Here is a 13,926-nt window from a genome sequence, read left to right on the forward strand (position 1 = left end):
CTGCGTTCCCCGCGGCCCGTTCCTTACATCAGCCCCTTTTCCTTGTAGTACTTGACGGCGCCGGGATGGAACGGCACCGGCGACTGGGTGGCGGACTTGTCCAGCTTGATCTGCTTGGCGGCGACGTGGGCGGCGGCCAGCGCGTCCAGATTCTCGAACAGCGTCTTGGTCATCGCATAGGCGGCGTCATCCGACACGCCCGAATGGCTGACCAGCAGGTTGCGGACGGCGGCGGTCGGCACCGCGGCGTCCTGGCCCGGATAGGTGCCGGCCGGAATCGTCTCGGTGATGTAGGCGGCGTCGCCGACCTTCTGCACCACGTCGGCCGGGATGCTGACGATGGTGATGTCCTGGGAGGCCGACAGGTCCTTGATCGCCGCCACGCCGAGACCGGCGGAGATCAGCGTCGCGTCCAGCTGGCGGTTCTTGATCAGGTCGACCGATTCGCCGAAGGGCAGATATTCGGTCTTGGCGAAGTCCTTGTAGGCAAGACCGGCGGCGTTGAAGATGGCGCGCGCATTCAGCTCCGTCCCCGACTTCGGCGCACCGACCGACACCCGCTTGCCCTTCAGGTCGGCCAGCGTCTTGATGCCCGAGTCCTTGCTGGCGACGACCTGGATGTAGTTGGGATAGATGGCGGCGATGGTGCGCAGCTTGTCCAGCTTCTGCTTGAAGCCGACCTCCTCGTTGCCCTTCCAGGCGTCGCTCAGCGCATCGCCGAGCGTGAAGCCGATCTCGCCGCGGCCGGCCTGCAGCAGGTTCAGGTTCTCCACCGACGCCTTGGTCGCCTGCGCCGTCACCTTGGCCCCCGGCAGCGCCTTGCCGTACACGTTCGACAGCGCCACGCCCAGCGGATAATAGACCCCGCTGGTGCCGCCGGTCAGAACGGTGATGAAGGTCTCCGCCTTGGCCGGCAGGGCGGCAAGGCCGAGGCTGACGCCAAGGCCGGCGGCCGTGCAAAGGGCCAGGAGTTGACGCTTCAAGAATGGGCGATTCATGGTGGCTCTCCCCGTTATCGTTGCTGCACCCGGATCGTTGCCGGGCGGATTCATTTGCACACCCATATGCATGGGCGGCCCCAACCCACTGTAACGCGCCACAAAATTGCGCGTCATTACGTACAATCCGACATATCGACCGTTGACAGGCCATTCTTTCGGCCAAGGCATGCACAGGCTCCTTGACCTCGACGGGTGGACACCCCCTATCCTTGTGGCGGAAGACCGCCGGCCGAAGCGGACACCACCACGGCTCCGGCTCAAGGCGCGTCATACGACAGTCATAAGTCCCAACTGCACGCCAAACGACTGCACGCCAGACTTCAGCCAGCGGGAGGAAAACCGATGTCCTGTACCGTATCGATGACCGTCAATGGCAAGACGGTCTCGCGCGAGGTGGAGGAGCGCACCCTGCTCGTCGCCTTCCTGCGCGAGCATCTCGGCCTGACGGGCACCCATGTCGGCTGCGACACCAGCCAGTGCGGCGCCTGCGTCGTCCTTGTCGACGGCCGTTCGGTGAAGTCCTGCACCGCGCTGGCCGTCCAGGCCAACGGGGCGGAGGTGACGACGATCGAAGGGCTGGCGGCGGCCGACGGCACGCTGCACCCGATGCAGGCCGCCTTCCGCGAGCATCACGGCCTGCAGTGCGGCTTCTGCACGCCCGGCATGGTGATGAGCGCGGTCGATCTGGTCCGCGAGAACCCGAATCCGACCGAGGCCGAGATCCGCGAGGGGCTGGAGGGCAACATCTGCCGCTGCACCGGCTATCACAACATCGTCAAGGCGGTGAAGGCGGGCGCCGAGGCGATGGCGGGGGCGCAAGCAACGCCGGTCGCGGCCGAATAAGGGCGATAAGCCCAGCAAGAAGCAGGCATTTCCGCATCTTCAGCGTTCCTGTGGGAGGAAACACGAGATGGCGAACCCCAATGGCATCGGCGCCTCGGTGCGCCGGCGCGAAGACCAGCGCTTTCTGACCGGCCGCGGCAATTACACCGACGATTTCAAGCGCCCGAACATGACCCATGCGGTGCATGTGCGCTCCCCCTACGCCCATGCCCGCATCCTGGGCATCGACTTCGCCGACGCGGCGGCGATGCCGGGCGTGGTCGCCGTGCTGACCGGCGCCGACATGGAGGCCGACAAGGTCGGCAGCCTGCCCTGCGGCTGGCAGATCCATTCCAAGGACGGCTCGCCGATGAAGGAGCCGCCGCACTATCCGCTGGCGCGCGACCGCGTGCGCTATGTCGGCGACGCGGTGGCGGTGGTGATCGCCGAAACCCGCGAGCAGGCGCGCGACGCCGCCGAGATGGTCGTGGTCGATTACGAGGAACTGCCGGCGGTGGGCTCATCCACCCGCGCCATCGACGGCGGCGCGCCGCTGGTCCATGACGATGCGCCGGACAATGTCTGTTACGACTGGCATTTGGGCGATCAGGCCGCGGTGGATGCCGCCTTCGCCAACGCCGCCCATGTCGCGAAGATCGATCTGGTCAACCAGCGTCTGGTCCCGAACGCGATGGAACCGCGGGCGGCGATGGGCGAATACGATCAGTCCAGCGGCGAATACACGCTGACCACCACCAGCCAGAACCCGCACGTCACCCGCCTGCTGATGGGCGCCTTCGTGCTGGGCATTCCGGAACACAAGCTGCGGGTGGTGGCGCCCGACGTCGGCGGCGGCTTCGGGTCGAAGATCTTCCATTACGGCGAAGAGGCAGTCGTCACCTGGGCGGCGCGCAAGGTCGGTCGCCCGGTGAAATGGACCGCCGACCGCTCCGAAAGCTTCCTGACCGACGCCCATGGCCGCGACCATGTCAGCCATGCCGAGATGGCGATGGACGCCGACGGCAATTTCCTGGCTCTGCGCGTCTCGACCCTGGCCAATCTCGGCGCCTATCTGTCCACCTTCGCGCCGTCGATCCCGACCTATCTCTACGCCACCCTGCTGGCCGGCCAGTACAAGACCCCGGCGATCTATGCCGAGGTGAAGGCGGTCTTCACCAACACCGCGCCGGTGGACGCCTATCGCGGCGCCGGCCGGCCGGAGGCCTGCTATCTGATCGAACGGCTGGTGGATGTCGCCGCCGGCGTGATGGGCATGGACAAGACCGAGATCCGCCGCCGCAACTTCGTGCCGAAGGAGGCGATGCCCTACCAGACGCCGGTCGCACTGCAATACGACACCGGCGACTTCGCCAAGAATCTCGACATCGCCCTGCCGCTGGTCGACTACCCCGGCTTCCAGCAGCGCCGGGCCGAATCGAAGGCGCGCGGCAAGCTGCGCGGCATCGGCTTCGCCACCTACATCGAAGCCTGCGGCATCGCGCCCAGCAATGTCGCCGGTGCGCTCGGCGCACGCGCAGGACTTTATGAATGCGCGGAAGTCCGTTTCCATCCGACGGGTTCGGTGACGGTCTTCACCGGATCTCACAGCCATGGCCAGGGCCATGAGACCACCTTCGCCCAGATCGTGGCGGAGCGGTTCGGCATCCCGATCGAGAATGTCGAGATCGTCCACGGCGACACCAACAAGATCCCCTTCGGCATGGGCACCTACGGCTCGCGCTCCCTCGCGGTCGGCGGCTCGGCCCTGGTGAAGGCGATGGACAAGGTGGAGCGCAAGGCGAAGAAGATCGCCGCCCACATGCTGGAGGCTGCCGAGACCGACATCGAGGTGAAGGAGGGCCGCTTCACCGTCGCCGGCACCGACAAGAGCCTGGGCATCGGCGACATCGCCCTGCAGGCCTACGTCCCGCACAACTTCCCACTGGACGAGCTGGAGCCGGGGCTGGACGAACAGGCCTTCTACGATCCGAAGAATTTCACCTATCCCAACGGCTGCCATGTCTGCGAGGTGGAGATCGACCCCGATACCGGCGTCACCACCATCGTCAGCTTCGCCGCGGTGGATGATTTCGGCAACGTCATCAACCCGCTGATCGTCGAGGGGCAGGTGCATGGCGGGCTGGTCCAGGGCATCGGGCAGGCGCTGTACGAGAACTGCGTCTATGACGAGGAGTCGGGCCAGCTCGTCACCGGCTCCTACATGGACTATTGCATGCCGCGGGCGGACGATGTCCCATCCTTCACCGTGCGCTATCACGAGGACCAGCCCTGCACCCACAACCCGCTGGGCGTGAAGGGCTGCGGCGAGGCCGGGACCATCGGCGCCGCCGCCGCCGTGATGAACGCGGTGGTGGACGCGCTGTCGGAGTATGGCGTCACCCACATGGACATGCCGGCGACGCCGGAGAAGGTCTGGCGGACCATCCGCGACGCTGCTCCCGCCCCTGCCATGGCAGCGGAATAAGACGGCCGAAGAAGAAGGAGGCTAGAGAATGTACGCGTTCACGTACCAACGGCCGACATCGCTCGCCGATGCGGCGGCTGCCATCCAGGCGGAAGACGCCAAGCTGCTGGGCGGCGGCCAGACCCTGCTGCCGACGCTGAAGCAGCGTCTCGCCCGACCGACCGACCTGATCGACCTCGGCGCCATTCCGGAGCTGAAGGGCATCCGCGAGGCTGACGGCGGGTTGGAGATCGGCGCCTTCACCCGCCATGCGGAGGTCGCCCATTCCGACCTCGTCAAGCGGGTGATTCCGGCGCTGGCCAGCCTCGCCGAGGGCATTGGCGACCGGCAGGTCCGCAACATGGGCACGATGGGCGGTTCCATCGCCAACGCCGATCCGTCGGCCGACTATCCGTCGGCGGTGGTGGCCTTGAAATCGGTGGTCACGACCGACCGCCGGACCATCGCCGGCGACGATTTCTTCACCGGCATGTTCGAAACCGCGCTCGAGCCGGGCGAGATCGTCAAGTCGGTGCGCTTTTCCCGTCCCGACAAGGCGGCCTACGCCAAGTTCCGCAACCCGGCCAGCCGCTATGCCATCGTCGGCGTCTTCGTCGCCAGGTTCGGATCGGAAGTGCGGGTGGCAGTGACCGGCGCCGCCGGCTCCGTCTTCCGCGCCGAGGCGTTCGAGACGGCGCTCGCCGCCGACTTCCGCGCCGATGCCCTGAACGGCCTGTCGGTGGAGGCCGACGGCCTGAACGCCGACATCCACGCCAGCGCCGATTACCGCGCCCATCTCGTCACCGTGATGGCGAAGCGGGCGGTGGAAGCGGCGGGGTAACTGGGAAAGTCCCCTCTCCCCCCTGGGGAGAGGGTTAGGGTGAGGGGGATGCATTGCGTAGATCTCCCTGGCAATGCACAGTCCCTCACCCGGCGCCTTCGGCGCCACCCTCTCCCCAAGGGAGAGGGTCCGCCCCCCTCACCCGGGCGGCTTCGCCGCCCGACCTCTCCCCAGGGGGGAGAGGCGGATTTGCAAGCCTGTCCCCAAAGGCCGTCCATGACCACCCCCCTCCCCGCCTCCGTCGATGACACGCTGGCGCTTCTCACCCGCGGTTCCTACGTCGCCGACCGCTCGCTGGCGACCGCGCTGTTCCTGGCGCTGAAGCTGAAGCGCCCGCTGTTCCTGGAGGGCGAGGCCGGCGTCGGCAAGACCGAGATCGCCAAGGTCCTGTCGGCGACGCTCGGCCGCAAGCTGCTGCGGCTGCAATGCTATGAGGGGCTGGACGCCTCGTCCGCCGTCTATGAGTGGAACTATGCCCGCCAGATGATGGAGATCCGGTTGGCCGAGGCGTCGGGCGGGCAGGACCGGGAGTCGCTGGCCTCCGACCTGTTTTCCGAGCGCTTTCTGGTCAAGCGCCCGCTGCTGCAGGCGCTGGAGCCGGACCTCGCCGGGCCGCCGGTGCTGCTGATCGACGAGCTGGACCGCACCGACGAGCCGTTCGAGGCCTATCTGCTGGAGATCCTGTCCGATTATCAGGTCTCGATCCCGGAATTCGGCACCGTCCACGCGCCGGAACCGCCCATCGTCATCCTCACCTCCAACCGCACGCGCGAGATCCATGACGCGCTGAAGCGGCGCTGCTTCTACCATTGGGTCGATTATCCTGGTGCCGCGCGGGAGCGGCAGATCCTTTCGGTCAAGGCGCCGCAGGCCGATGCCCGGCTGGCCGCCCAGGTGGTCGGCTTCGTCCAGACCCTGCGCGGCATGGACCTCTACAAGGCCCCGGGCGTGGCGGAGACGCTGGACTGGGCGCAGGCGCTGGTGGAGTTGAACCAGCTGGAGCTGGAGCCCTCCGTCATCAACGACACGCTGGGCACGCTGCTGAAATACCAGGACGACATCGCCCGCATCCAGGGCAGCGAGGCGGCGCGCATCCTGACCCAGGTCAAGACCGAGCTGGCCGCCACCACCGCGCGCTGAGGCCGCCATGACGGACGACGCGCCGGCCGGCCGCCTCACCCTCAATCTGATGCATTTCGCCCGCGCGCTGCGCGCCGCCGGCCTGCCGGTCGGGCCGGGCAAGGTGCTGCAGGCAGTGGAAGCGGTGGAGGCGGTCGGCCTTTCCAACCGCACCGACTTCTATTGGGCTTTGCACGCCATCTTCGTGAACCGCCACGACCAGAGCGAGCTGTTCGACCAGGCCTTCCACGTCTTCTGGCGCAATCCGGACATCCTGAAGAAGATGATGTCGCTGATGCTGCCGAAGGTGCGGACAGAGGCGCCGCCCGACCAGCCTGAGATGGCGCAGCGCCTTGCCGAGGCCCTGCACGGCAGCGGTGCCGAACGGGAGGAGCCGGAAAAGACCGAGATCGAGATCGACGCGTCCTTCACCGTCTCCGCCGCCGAACGGCTGCAGGACAAGGATTTCGAGAAGATGACGGGGGAGGAGATGGCGCAGGCCAAGCGGCTGCTGTCCCGCCTCGCCCTGCCGCTGGCGGAGGTCACCACCCGCCGCCATCGCTCCGACCCGATGGGGCCGCGCGTCGATCCGCGCGCAACGCTGCGGCGGATGCTGCGCAGCGGCGGGGACCTGTCCGACCTTGCCCGCAAGCGCCGCCGCACCCGGCCGCCGCCGCTGGTGGTGCTGTGCGACATCTCCGGCTCGATGACCCGCTATTCGCGGATGCTGCTGCATTTCATGCATGCGGTGACCAACGACCGCGACCGGGTCCACAGCTTCGTCTTCGGCACCCGGCTGACCAACATCACCCGCCATCTGCGGCACAAGGATGTGGACGTGGCGCTGGACGCCGTGTCGGGGGCGGTCGCCGACTGGTCGGGTGGCACGCGGATCGGCACCGCGCTGCACGCCTTCAACCGGACCTGGGCGAGGCGGGTGCTGGGCCAGGGCGCCGTGGTGCTTCTCATTACCGACGGGCTGGACAGGGATGCAGGGGAAGGGCTTGCGGCAGAGGCCGATCGGTTGCACAAAAGCTGTCGGCGGCTCGTCTGGCTGAATCCTTTGTTGCGCTGGGAAGGCTTCGCGCCGAAATCCTCGGGCATCCGGGCGCTGCTGCCGCATGTGGACGATTTTCTTGCGGCCCACAGCCTGAACAGCCTCGCGGATCTGGCCGGCGTCCTGTCGGCCGACGGTCCGCGTCGGAGCCCGGGCTTGCGCCGCTGGTTGAAGGAGGCGGCGGGATGAACGACACCCTGATGGCGGACAACATCGTGGAGCAAGCGGCCGCATGGCGCGCCGCCGGCCGCAGGGTGGCCCTGGCGACCGTCGTGTCGACCTGGGGCTCCTCGCCGCGGCCGGTCGGCAGCCAGATGGCGGTCGACGACAGCGGCGCGATGGCCGGTTCGGTGTCCGGCGGCTGCATCGAAAGCGCCGTGGCGCACGAGGCCGCGAAGTCGATGGAGGACGGCGAACCGCGCCTGCTGTCCTTCGGCATCACCAACGAAATGGCCTGGGAAGTCGGGCTGGCCTGCGGCGGGCAGGTACAGGTCTATGTCGAGGCCGTGGAATGAAACGCGATATTCTTGACCGTCTGCTCGCGGCGAAGGCCGCCGCGATCCCGGCCGCCCTGGTGACCGATCTCAACACCGGTCTCCAGACCCTGGTTTACGAGGACACCGTCCATGGCGGCTTCGGGCTTGAGCAGGACCTGCTGGACGAGGTGCGCCGGCGCATCCGCCAGGACCGTTCCGGCCTGCTTGTCGATCCGCAGGACGAGGACGGCTTCCGCCTGTTCGTGCATGTCCACAATCCGGCGATGCGGCTGCTGATCGTCGGCGCCGTGCACATCGCCCAGGCGCTGGCCCCGGTGGCGGCGCTGACCGGTTATGACGTGACGGTGATCGACCCGCGCGGCGCCTTCGCGACCGAGGCGCGCTTTCCCGGCGTGAAGCTGAACCATCTGTGGCCGGACGAGGCGCTGGCCGAGCTGAAGCCCGACGCCCGCACCGCCGTGGTCACCCTGACCCACGACCCCAAGCTGGACGACCCTGCGCTGGTGGTGGCGCTGCGCTCACCCGCCTTCTATGTCGGCGCGCTGGGCAGCAAGCGCACCCATGCCCTGCGCCTGGACCGCCTGCGCGACGAGGGGCTGAGCGAGGCCGAGGTGAAGTGCATCCGCGGCCCGGTCGGGCTGTCGATCGGCGCCGTCACCCCGGCGGAGATCGCGATCTCGATCATGGGGCAGATCACCTGCGTGCGGCGGGGCGAGAATCATCCCTGCTGAGTGGTCGCTCGGTTGCCCCCACCCTAACCCTCCCCCGCTGGGCGGGGGAGGGAACAAGCACTTGATCGGAAAGGTGGCGGCAGTCCCTCCCCCGCCCAGCGGGGGAGGATAGGTGGGGGTATCGCCAGCCGACATCTGCCCATCCCAACGTCCCCACCCCATACCTTCCGCCCATTGCCCGGCTCCGGCCCGCTCGCCATATCCGTGGGCATACATCGTCCGTGCCCATCCGGAGCCCCCATGTTCTTCGGCCCGCTTCCCCTGTCCGATGCCGAGGGCGCCATCCTCGCCCATTCGCTGCGCCTGGGGTCCATCGCCTTCAAGAAGGGCCGCCGGCTGTCGGCCGATGACGTCGCCGCGTTGCGCGAGGCCGGCCTCTCGGACGTGATCGCCGCCAAGCTGTCGGACAGCGACATCGCCGAGGACGCCGCCGCCACCCGCATTGCCACCGCCGTGGCCGGCGGCTCCGTCCAGATCGCCGCGGCCTTCACCGGCCGGGTCAATCTATTCGCCGAAGCGCATGGGCTTCTGCGCCTCGACCCCGCCCGCATCGACGCCATCAACGAAATCGACGAGAGCGTCACCATCGCCACCCTGCCCGACTTTGCTCCCGTCGAGCCCGGCCAGATGCTGGCCACCGTCAAGATCATCCCCTTCGCCGCCCCCACTGCCGCGGTGGAGCAGGCCGAACAGATCGCCGCCGACGGGCCACCGCCGCTGGCTGTCCTGCCCTATCGCCCGCTGTCGGTGGCGCTGATCCAGACGCGGTTGCCGGGGGTGAAGGACAGCGTGCTCGACAAGACCGTCGCCGTGACGCGGGAGCGGGTCGAGGCGCTCGGCGGTGCGCTGGTCCATGAGTCGCGCTGCGCCCATGACGAAGCGGCGCTGGCGGCTGAGATCGCGGGGGCGCCGCCGGCAGACCTGCTGCTGATCGCCGGTGCCTCGGCCATCACCGACCGCCGCGACGTGCTGCCGGCGGCCATCGAGCGGGCCGGCGGCGTGGTGGAGCATTTCGGCATGCCGGTCGATCCCGGCAACCTGCTGCTGCTGGCCCGGCGGCAGGCCAAGCCGGTGCTGGGGCTGCCGGGCTGTGCGCGCTCGCCAAAGCTGAACGGCTTCGACTGGGTGCTGCAGCGCATCGCCGCCGGCATTCCGCCGAGCCGGGCCGAGGTGATGCGGATGGGCGTCGGCGGGCTGCTGGCCGAGATTCCGACACGGCCGCTGCCACGGGCGGGTATCTCGACCGAGACGCCCCGCGCGCCGCGCGTCACCGCCCTGGTGCTGGCCGCCGGCCGCTCCAGCCGCATGGGGCCGACCAACAAGCTGCTGGCCGAGGTCAACGGCGCGCCGCTGGTCGCCCGCGCGGTGGACGCTGCGCTCGCCTCACAGGCGGCCAACGTCATCGTCGTCACCGGCCACCAGGGGGAAAGCGTGGCGCGGGCGCTGGCCGACCGGCCCGTCACCTTCGTCCACAATCCCGCCTTCGCCGAAGGGCTGAGCAGTTCGCTGCGCGCCGGTCTGGCGGCGGTGCCCAGCGAATCCGATGCGGTGGTGGTGTGTCTGGGCGACATGCCGCGGGTGGCGTCCGCCGTGATCGACCGGCTGATCGCCGCATACAGCCCGCTGGAGGGCCGCGCCATCTGCATTCCCACCACCCATGGGAAGCAAGGCAATCCGGTGCTGTGGGACCGCGCCTTCTTCACGGAGATGGCGGCGCTGACGGGTGACGCCGGGGCCAAGCGGCTGATCGGCCAGCATGCCGACCGGCTGTGCGAGGTGCCGGTGGACGACGCCGGCATCCTCTACGATGTCGACACCCCCGACCTGCTGGCGCGTTTCACCGAAACGGTCAGCGCGCCAGATCCAGCCAGCGCCGGGTCATCGCGCGGGTGAAGCGCTCCGCCACCGGCAGGTGGGTGGCGATGGACTCCTCCAGGCCGTGCAGCATCTCCGCGTTGCGTTCCCGCGCCTCCTCCCGGATGCGCGAGGCCCAGCCGCGCAGGATGTCGCCGGTGGCCTCGGGGTGGAACTGGAAGGCGTAAGTGGCGCGGCCGAGGCGGAAGGCCTGACGGTCGCAGGCCTCGCTATAGGCCAGCGGCACGGCGCCCTCTGGGAACTCGAAGGTGTCGTAGTGCCACTGGGCGAGGTTCAGCGTCGGGCCGAAGCCGCCGAGCAACGGATCGTCCTGCGCGCCGTCGGTCAGGCTGACGGCATGGATGCCCAATTCCGGCGTGGTGTGGCGGTAGACCTTGGCGCCATAGGCGCGGGCCGCCAGCTGCGCGCCCAGGCAGATGCCCATCACCGGCCGGTCGGCGTCGGTGAAATCGCGGATCGTCTCCATCACCCGGCCGAAATGCGGACCCTTCTCGTCGTTCCAGGCATCCTGCGGACCGCCCAGCACGACGAGCCCGGCGTAGCCGTCCTTATCGGGGATCGCCTCGCCCTCGTTGGCGGCGATGGTGTGGAGGGTGGCGCCGTTGTCGGTCAGCGCGTCGCCCACCAAGCCGATGGGAGCGGTATGGCTGTTCTGAACGACCAGGATGCGCATGGGTCTGCTCGGCTCGCGTCGTTGGCAATCTTGTCATCAAGTTGTGAGACCGTCGTAGGCGGAGTTCAAGCCGCAGCCGCTCCGGATCGCATGCTCCGCGCCGCAAAGCCGCTATGCGTGGCGGGACAAAGCTGCTCTAGAATGCGCAGGCATGACATCGAAGGTCCGCTCTCCATGCCGTTCCGTTTCCGCCCGATCGCCGTTCCGCTGTTCGCCGTCATCCTGGCTACCGCTCTGCCCGCCTGGGCACAAAACGGCATGCTGACCTTCCTGCATGTCAATGACGTGTACGAGATCGCGCCGGTGAAGGGACAGGGCGGGTTCGGGCCGCTGATGACCCTGCTGAAGCGCGAACGCGCGGCGGCCCCCGATGCGATCACCACGGTCGGCGGCGATTTCCTGTCGCCGTCTTTGCTGTCGGGCACGACGCGGGGCGAGCAGATGATTGCGCTGTTCAACGCCATCGGCGTCGACGCGGTGACCTTCGGCAACCATGAATTCGACTTCGGCCCCGACACGCTGAAACAGCGCATGGCCGAATCGAAATTCCCCTGGATCGGCAGCAATGTGCGGTCGGCCGACGGCTCCGCCTTCGCCGGCACGGTGCCGAGCTGGACCCGGACCATCGACGGCATCACCGTCGGCTTCATCGGCCTGATCACCCCCGACACCGCCCGCCTGTCCAGTGCCGGGCCGGGCCTGAGCTTCTCTCCGGTCCTGGAAACGGCAGCGGCGGCGGTGAAGGATCTGCGGGCGAAGGGGGCGTCGGTCGTGGTGGCGCTGACCCACCTGACCATCGCGGAGGACCGGGAATTGGCGTCCAAGGTCAAAGGGATCGACCTGATCCTGGGAGGCCACGACCACGACCCGATCAGCTTCTATGAGGGCTCCACCCTGATCCTGAAGGCCGGGCATGACGCGCAGTATCTCGGCGTCGTGAAGCTGGCGGTCGAGACCAAGGAGTCCGGAAAGGGGCCGGCGACCACCACCGTGCCGACCGAATGGCGCTTCGTCACCACCGCCGGCGTCGCCCCCGATCCACAGGTGGAAGGGGTGGTAGAGGGATACACCAAGCGGCTCGACACCGATCTGGCCGCGGTGATCGGCACCACGACGACGGACCTCGACAGCCGCAAGGACGTGGTGCGCAGCCGCGAATCCAGCATGGGCAACCTGATCGCCGACGCCCTGCGCGACACGTTGAAGGCCGATGTCGCCATCACCAACGGCGGCGGCATCCGCGCCGACGCGCTGCACCCCGCCGGCTCCCAACTGACCCGCAGGGACATCTTCGCCGAGTTGCCCTTCGGCAATGTCGGGGTGCTGGTGGAGATGTCGGGGCAGGACCTGATCTCCACCCTCGAACACGGCGTCGGCAAGGTGGAGGAGAAGGCCGGCCGCTTCCCCCAGGTCTCCGGCCTGACCATGACCTACGATCCCAAGGCGCCGGCCGGCCGGCGGGTGACGTCGGTGACGGTGGGCGGAAAGCCGCTGGACCCGCAGGCGACCTACCGCGTCGCCACCAACGATTACATGCTGAAGGGCGGCGACGGCTACGCCGCCTTCCCACGGGCCAAAGTGATCGTCGATGCCTCGGGCGCGGTGCTGCTGGCAACCATCGTGATGAACTACGTCGAATCCAAGAAAACGGTCGCGCCCACGGTGGACGGACGGATCGTGGCAAAATAACGCAGCGGCCGGGACATTATAGAGCCCGAAGGCGACACTCCGTTGCGCGCGGCCGCCCGTTCCCTTTAGGGTAACCCGTCCGCCCTACATCCGCGCCGAAGGCCGCACGCATGTCCGACACCCTGACCGCCCGCTCCAACGACTTCGCCCAGACCTTCAACACCGCCCATGGCGAGGCGGGACTGGGCCGGGTGTCGATCGCCCATATCCTGCAGCGCATCCAGTCCGACCCGAACTTCCTGTTCAGCGAGGAATTCCGCCAGGGCGCCGGCCAGTGTCCCTTCCATTCCGGCAAGGCCGAGGGCGCGCAGGCCGGTGCGGCACCGATCCCCCAGGATGACGCCGACAAGGTCGCGGTCAACAGCCTGCTGGCCCTGCTGTTCAACCGCCTGCGCGACCACATCGCCGGAAAGCTGCCCTTCGATGCCGACGGCCGGCCGATGCTGCCGATCCCGCCGCGTTCGCCGCACGGGCTGGACCCTGCCGACCGCGCCGCCATGGCGGCGGCGGAGCCGGACGTCTTCTGTTCCGTCCTGCGCGATGCCACCTGCCACCTGCTGGACGGCCTGATCACCGGCTGGGCCGTCGATCTGGTGCAGGAGGAGGAGTATTTCCGCTCCCAAGGCTCCGGCGAGATCTCGCTGGAGGCGGCGGCGACCTTCGTCTTGCGCACGGTGCTGGAGCATTCGCCGCTCTACCAGCGCGCCGGCTACGACATGCTGTCGATCACCAAGACCGGCAGCCACACCGCGATCCACATCTGCTGGGCGATGGTGGAGGCCGCGCCGCTGCTGGTGCCGGGACGCGACGCCGCTTTCTATGACGACCTCGTCCACCGCAGCCTGAAACAGATCGTGCCGCTGTCGATGTCCAGCCTGGGCATGCTGGTCCATTACATGGAGGAAAGCGGGATCGAGCCGGCCGACGGCTTGGCCGTGCATCGGCTTCCCAAAGACCAGAAGGCTTTCATTCTGGACGCCAACGGGCTGATCCGGCTGAACGCCGATCCCATCGTCACCTTCGCCAAGCCGGGCGAGCGCTATTACACCGGCTGCCCGGCCTTCTACACCACCAACCTCATCAAGCTGTATCTCGACATCGTCGCCGGGCTGGCGCTCGATTACGGCGTCTACGACCGTCTGCAGGAGGGCTGAGCC

General features: G+C 68.2%; 12 protein-coding genes. 10 read left to right on the plus strand and 2 right to left on the minus strand.

Features of this window, described 5'->3' with window-relative positions; genetic code table 11:
- Positions 1-23 precede the first annotated feature (23 nt).
- Positions 24-983 (minus strand): TAXI family TRAP transporter solute-binding subunit, encoded by a 960-nt coding sequence (locus tag PWS46_RS16220; protein WP_434620208.1) that lies wholly within the window; start codon positions 981-983, stop codon positions 24-26.
- Positions 984-1,343: 360 nt separating this feature from the next.
- On the opposite strand from PWS46_RS16220, the gene PWS46_RS16225 reads away from it, so the two are divergent.
- From PWS46_RS16225 to PWS46_RS16260, 8 genes are all read left to right on the plus strand, one after another.
- Positions 1,344-1,844, plus strand: a complete 501-nt coding sequence (locus PWS46_RS16225) for a (2Fe-2S)-binding protein (protein WP_434620211.1) — start codon at positions 1,344-1,346, stop codon at positions 1,842-1,844.
- A 67-nt stretch (positions 1,845-1,911) separates the two neighbouring features.
- Positions 1,912-4,308 carry a xanthine dehydrogenase family protein molybdopterin-binding subunit gene (locus PWS46_RS16230; RefSeq protein ID WP_434620214.1) on the plus strand — a complete coding sequence of 799 codons (2,397 nt, stop codon included), beginning with the start codon at positions 1,912-1,914 and terminating at the stop codon, positions 4,306-4,308.
- Between the two features lie 28 nt (positions 4,309-4,336).
- On the plus strand, positions 4,337-5,128 hold the full coding sequence (locus PWS46_RS16235; protein WP_434620217.1) for an FAD binding domain-containing protein: 792 nt from the start codon (positions 4,337-4,339) through the stop codon (positions 5,126-5,128).
- A 216-nt stretch (positions 5,129-5,344) separates the two neighbouring features.
- Positions 5,345-6,268 (plus strand): AAA family ATPase, encoded by a 924-nt coding sequence (locus tag PWS46_RS16240; protein WP_434620220.1) that lies wholly within the window; start codon positions 5,345-5,347, stop codon positions 6,266-6,268.
- A gap of 7 nt (positions 6,269-6,275) precedes the next feature.
- Complete coding sequence (locus tag PWS46_RS16245; protein WP_434620223.1) at positions 6,276-7,493, plus strand: vWA domain-containing protein; 1,218 nt, start codon at positions 6,276-6,278, stop codon at positions 7,491-7,493.
- On the plus strand, positions 7,490-7,819 hold the full coding sequence (locus PWS46_RS16250) for an XdhC family protein (protein WP_434620226.1): 330 nt from the start codon (positions 7,490-7,492) through the stop codon (positions 7,817-7,819). Before PWS46_RS16245 ends, PWS46_RS16250 begins: the two co-directional genes overlap by 4 nt.
- The gene (locus PWS46_RS16255) at positions 7,816-8,532 is read left to right on the plus strand and encodes an XdhC family protein (RefSeq protein ID WP_295826662.1); all 717 of its coding nucleotides are present in this window, start codon (positions 7,816-7,818) and stop codon (positions 8,530-8,532) included. The genes PWS46_RS16250 and PWS46_RS16255 overlap by 4 nt, the downstream gene beginning before the upstream one ends.
- Before the next feature lie 240 nt (positions 8,533-8,772).
- Positions 8,773-10,425 (plus strand): NTP transferase domain-containing protein, encoded by a 1,653-nt coding sequence (locus tag PWS46_RS16260; protein WP_434620231.1) that lies wholly within the window; start codon positions 8,773-8,775, stop codon positions 10,423-10,425.
- Here PWS46_RS16260 and PWS46_RS16265 read toward each other — a convergent pair.
- Positions 10,382-11,080 (minus strand): type 1 glutamine amidotransferase, encoded by a 699-nt coding sequence (locus tag PWS46_RS16265; protein ID WP_434620234.1) that lies wholly within the window; start codon positions 11,078-11,080, stop codon positions 10,382-10,384. The two genes, PWS46_RS16260 and PWS46_RS16265, sit on opposite strands and share 44 nt — an antisense overlap.
- 174 nt (positions 11,081-11,254) lie before the next feature.
- Here PWS46_RS16265 and PWS46_RS16270 point away from each other — a divergent pair, with 174 nt between their 5' ends.
- Both PWS46_RS16270 and PWS46_RS16275 read left to right on the plus strand, forming a co-directional pair.
- Positions 11,255-12,769, plus strand: a complete 1,515-nt coding sequence (locus tag PWS46_RS16270) for a bifunctional metallophosphatase/5'-nucleotidase (protein WP_434620236.1) — start codon at positions 11,255-11,257, stop codon at positions 12,767-12,769.
- A gap of 110 nt (positions 12,770-12,879) precedes the next feature.
- The gene (locus tag PWS46_RS16275) at positions 12,880-13,923 is read left to right on the plus strand and encodes a hypothetical protein (protein ID WP_434620239.1); all 1,044 of its coding nucleotides are present in this window, start codon (positions 12,880-12,882) and stop codon (positions 13,921-13,923) included.
- Positions 13,924-13,926: the final 3 nt, after the last annotated feature.

The organism is Azospirillum sp. B2RO_4 (genome assembly GCF_051124815.1).
GTDB lineage: Bacteria > Pseudomonadota > Alphaproteobacteria > Azospirillales > Azospirillaceae > Azospirillum.

Coding starts and splice junctions, on each gene's coding strand:
- PWS46_RS16225 (WP_434620211.1), top strand. CDS start 1,344: ATGTCCTGTACCGTATCGATGACCGTCAATGGCAAGACGGTCTCGCGC.
- PWS46_RS16230 (WP_434620214.1), top strand. CDS start 1,912: ATGGCGAACCCCAATGGCATCGGCGCCTCGGTGCGCCGGCGCGAAGAC.
- PWS46_RS16235 (WP_434620217.1), top strand. CDS start 4,337: ATGTACGCGTTCACGTACCAACGGCCGACATCGCTCGCCGATGCGGCG.
- PWS46_RS16240 (WP_434620220.1), top strand. CDS start 5,345: ATGACCACCCCCCTCCCCGCCTCCGTCGATGACACGCTGGCGCTTCTC.
- PWS46_RS16245 (WP_434620223.1), top strand. CDS start 6,276: ATGACGGACGACGCGCCGGCCGGCCGCCTCACCCTCAATCTGATGCAT.
- PWS46_RS16250 (WP_434620226.1), top strand. CDS start 7,490: ATGAACGACACCCTGATGGCGGACAACATCGTGGAGCAAGCGGCCGCA.
- PWS46_RS16255 (WP_295826662.1), top strand. CDS start 7,816: ATGAAACGCGATATTCTTGACCGTCTGCTCGCGGCGAAGGCCGCCGCG.
- PWS46_RS16260 (WP_434620231.1), top strand. CDS start 8,773: ATGTTCTTCGGCCCGCTTCCCCTGTCCGATGCCGAGGGCGCCATCCTC.
- PWS46_RS16265 (WP_434620234.1), bottom strand. CDS start 11,080: ATGCGCATCCTGGTCGTTCAGAACAGCCATACCGCTCCCATCGGCTTG.
- PWS46_RS16270 (WP_434620236.1), top strand. CDS start 11,255: ATGCCGTTCCGTTTCCGCCCGATCGCCGTTCCGCTGTTCGCCGTCATC.
- PWS46_RS16275 (WP_434620239.1), top strand. CDS start 12,880: ATGTCCGACACCCTGACCGCCCGCTCCAACGACTTCGCCCAGACCTTC.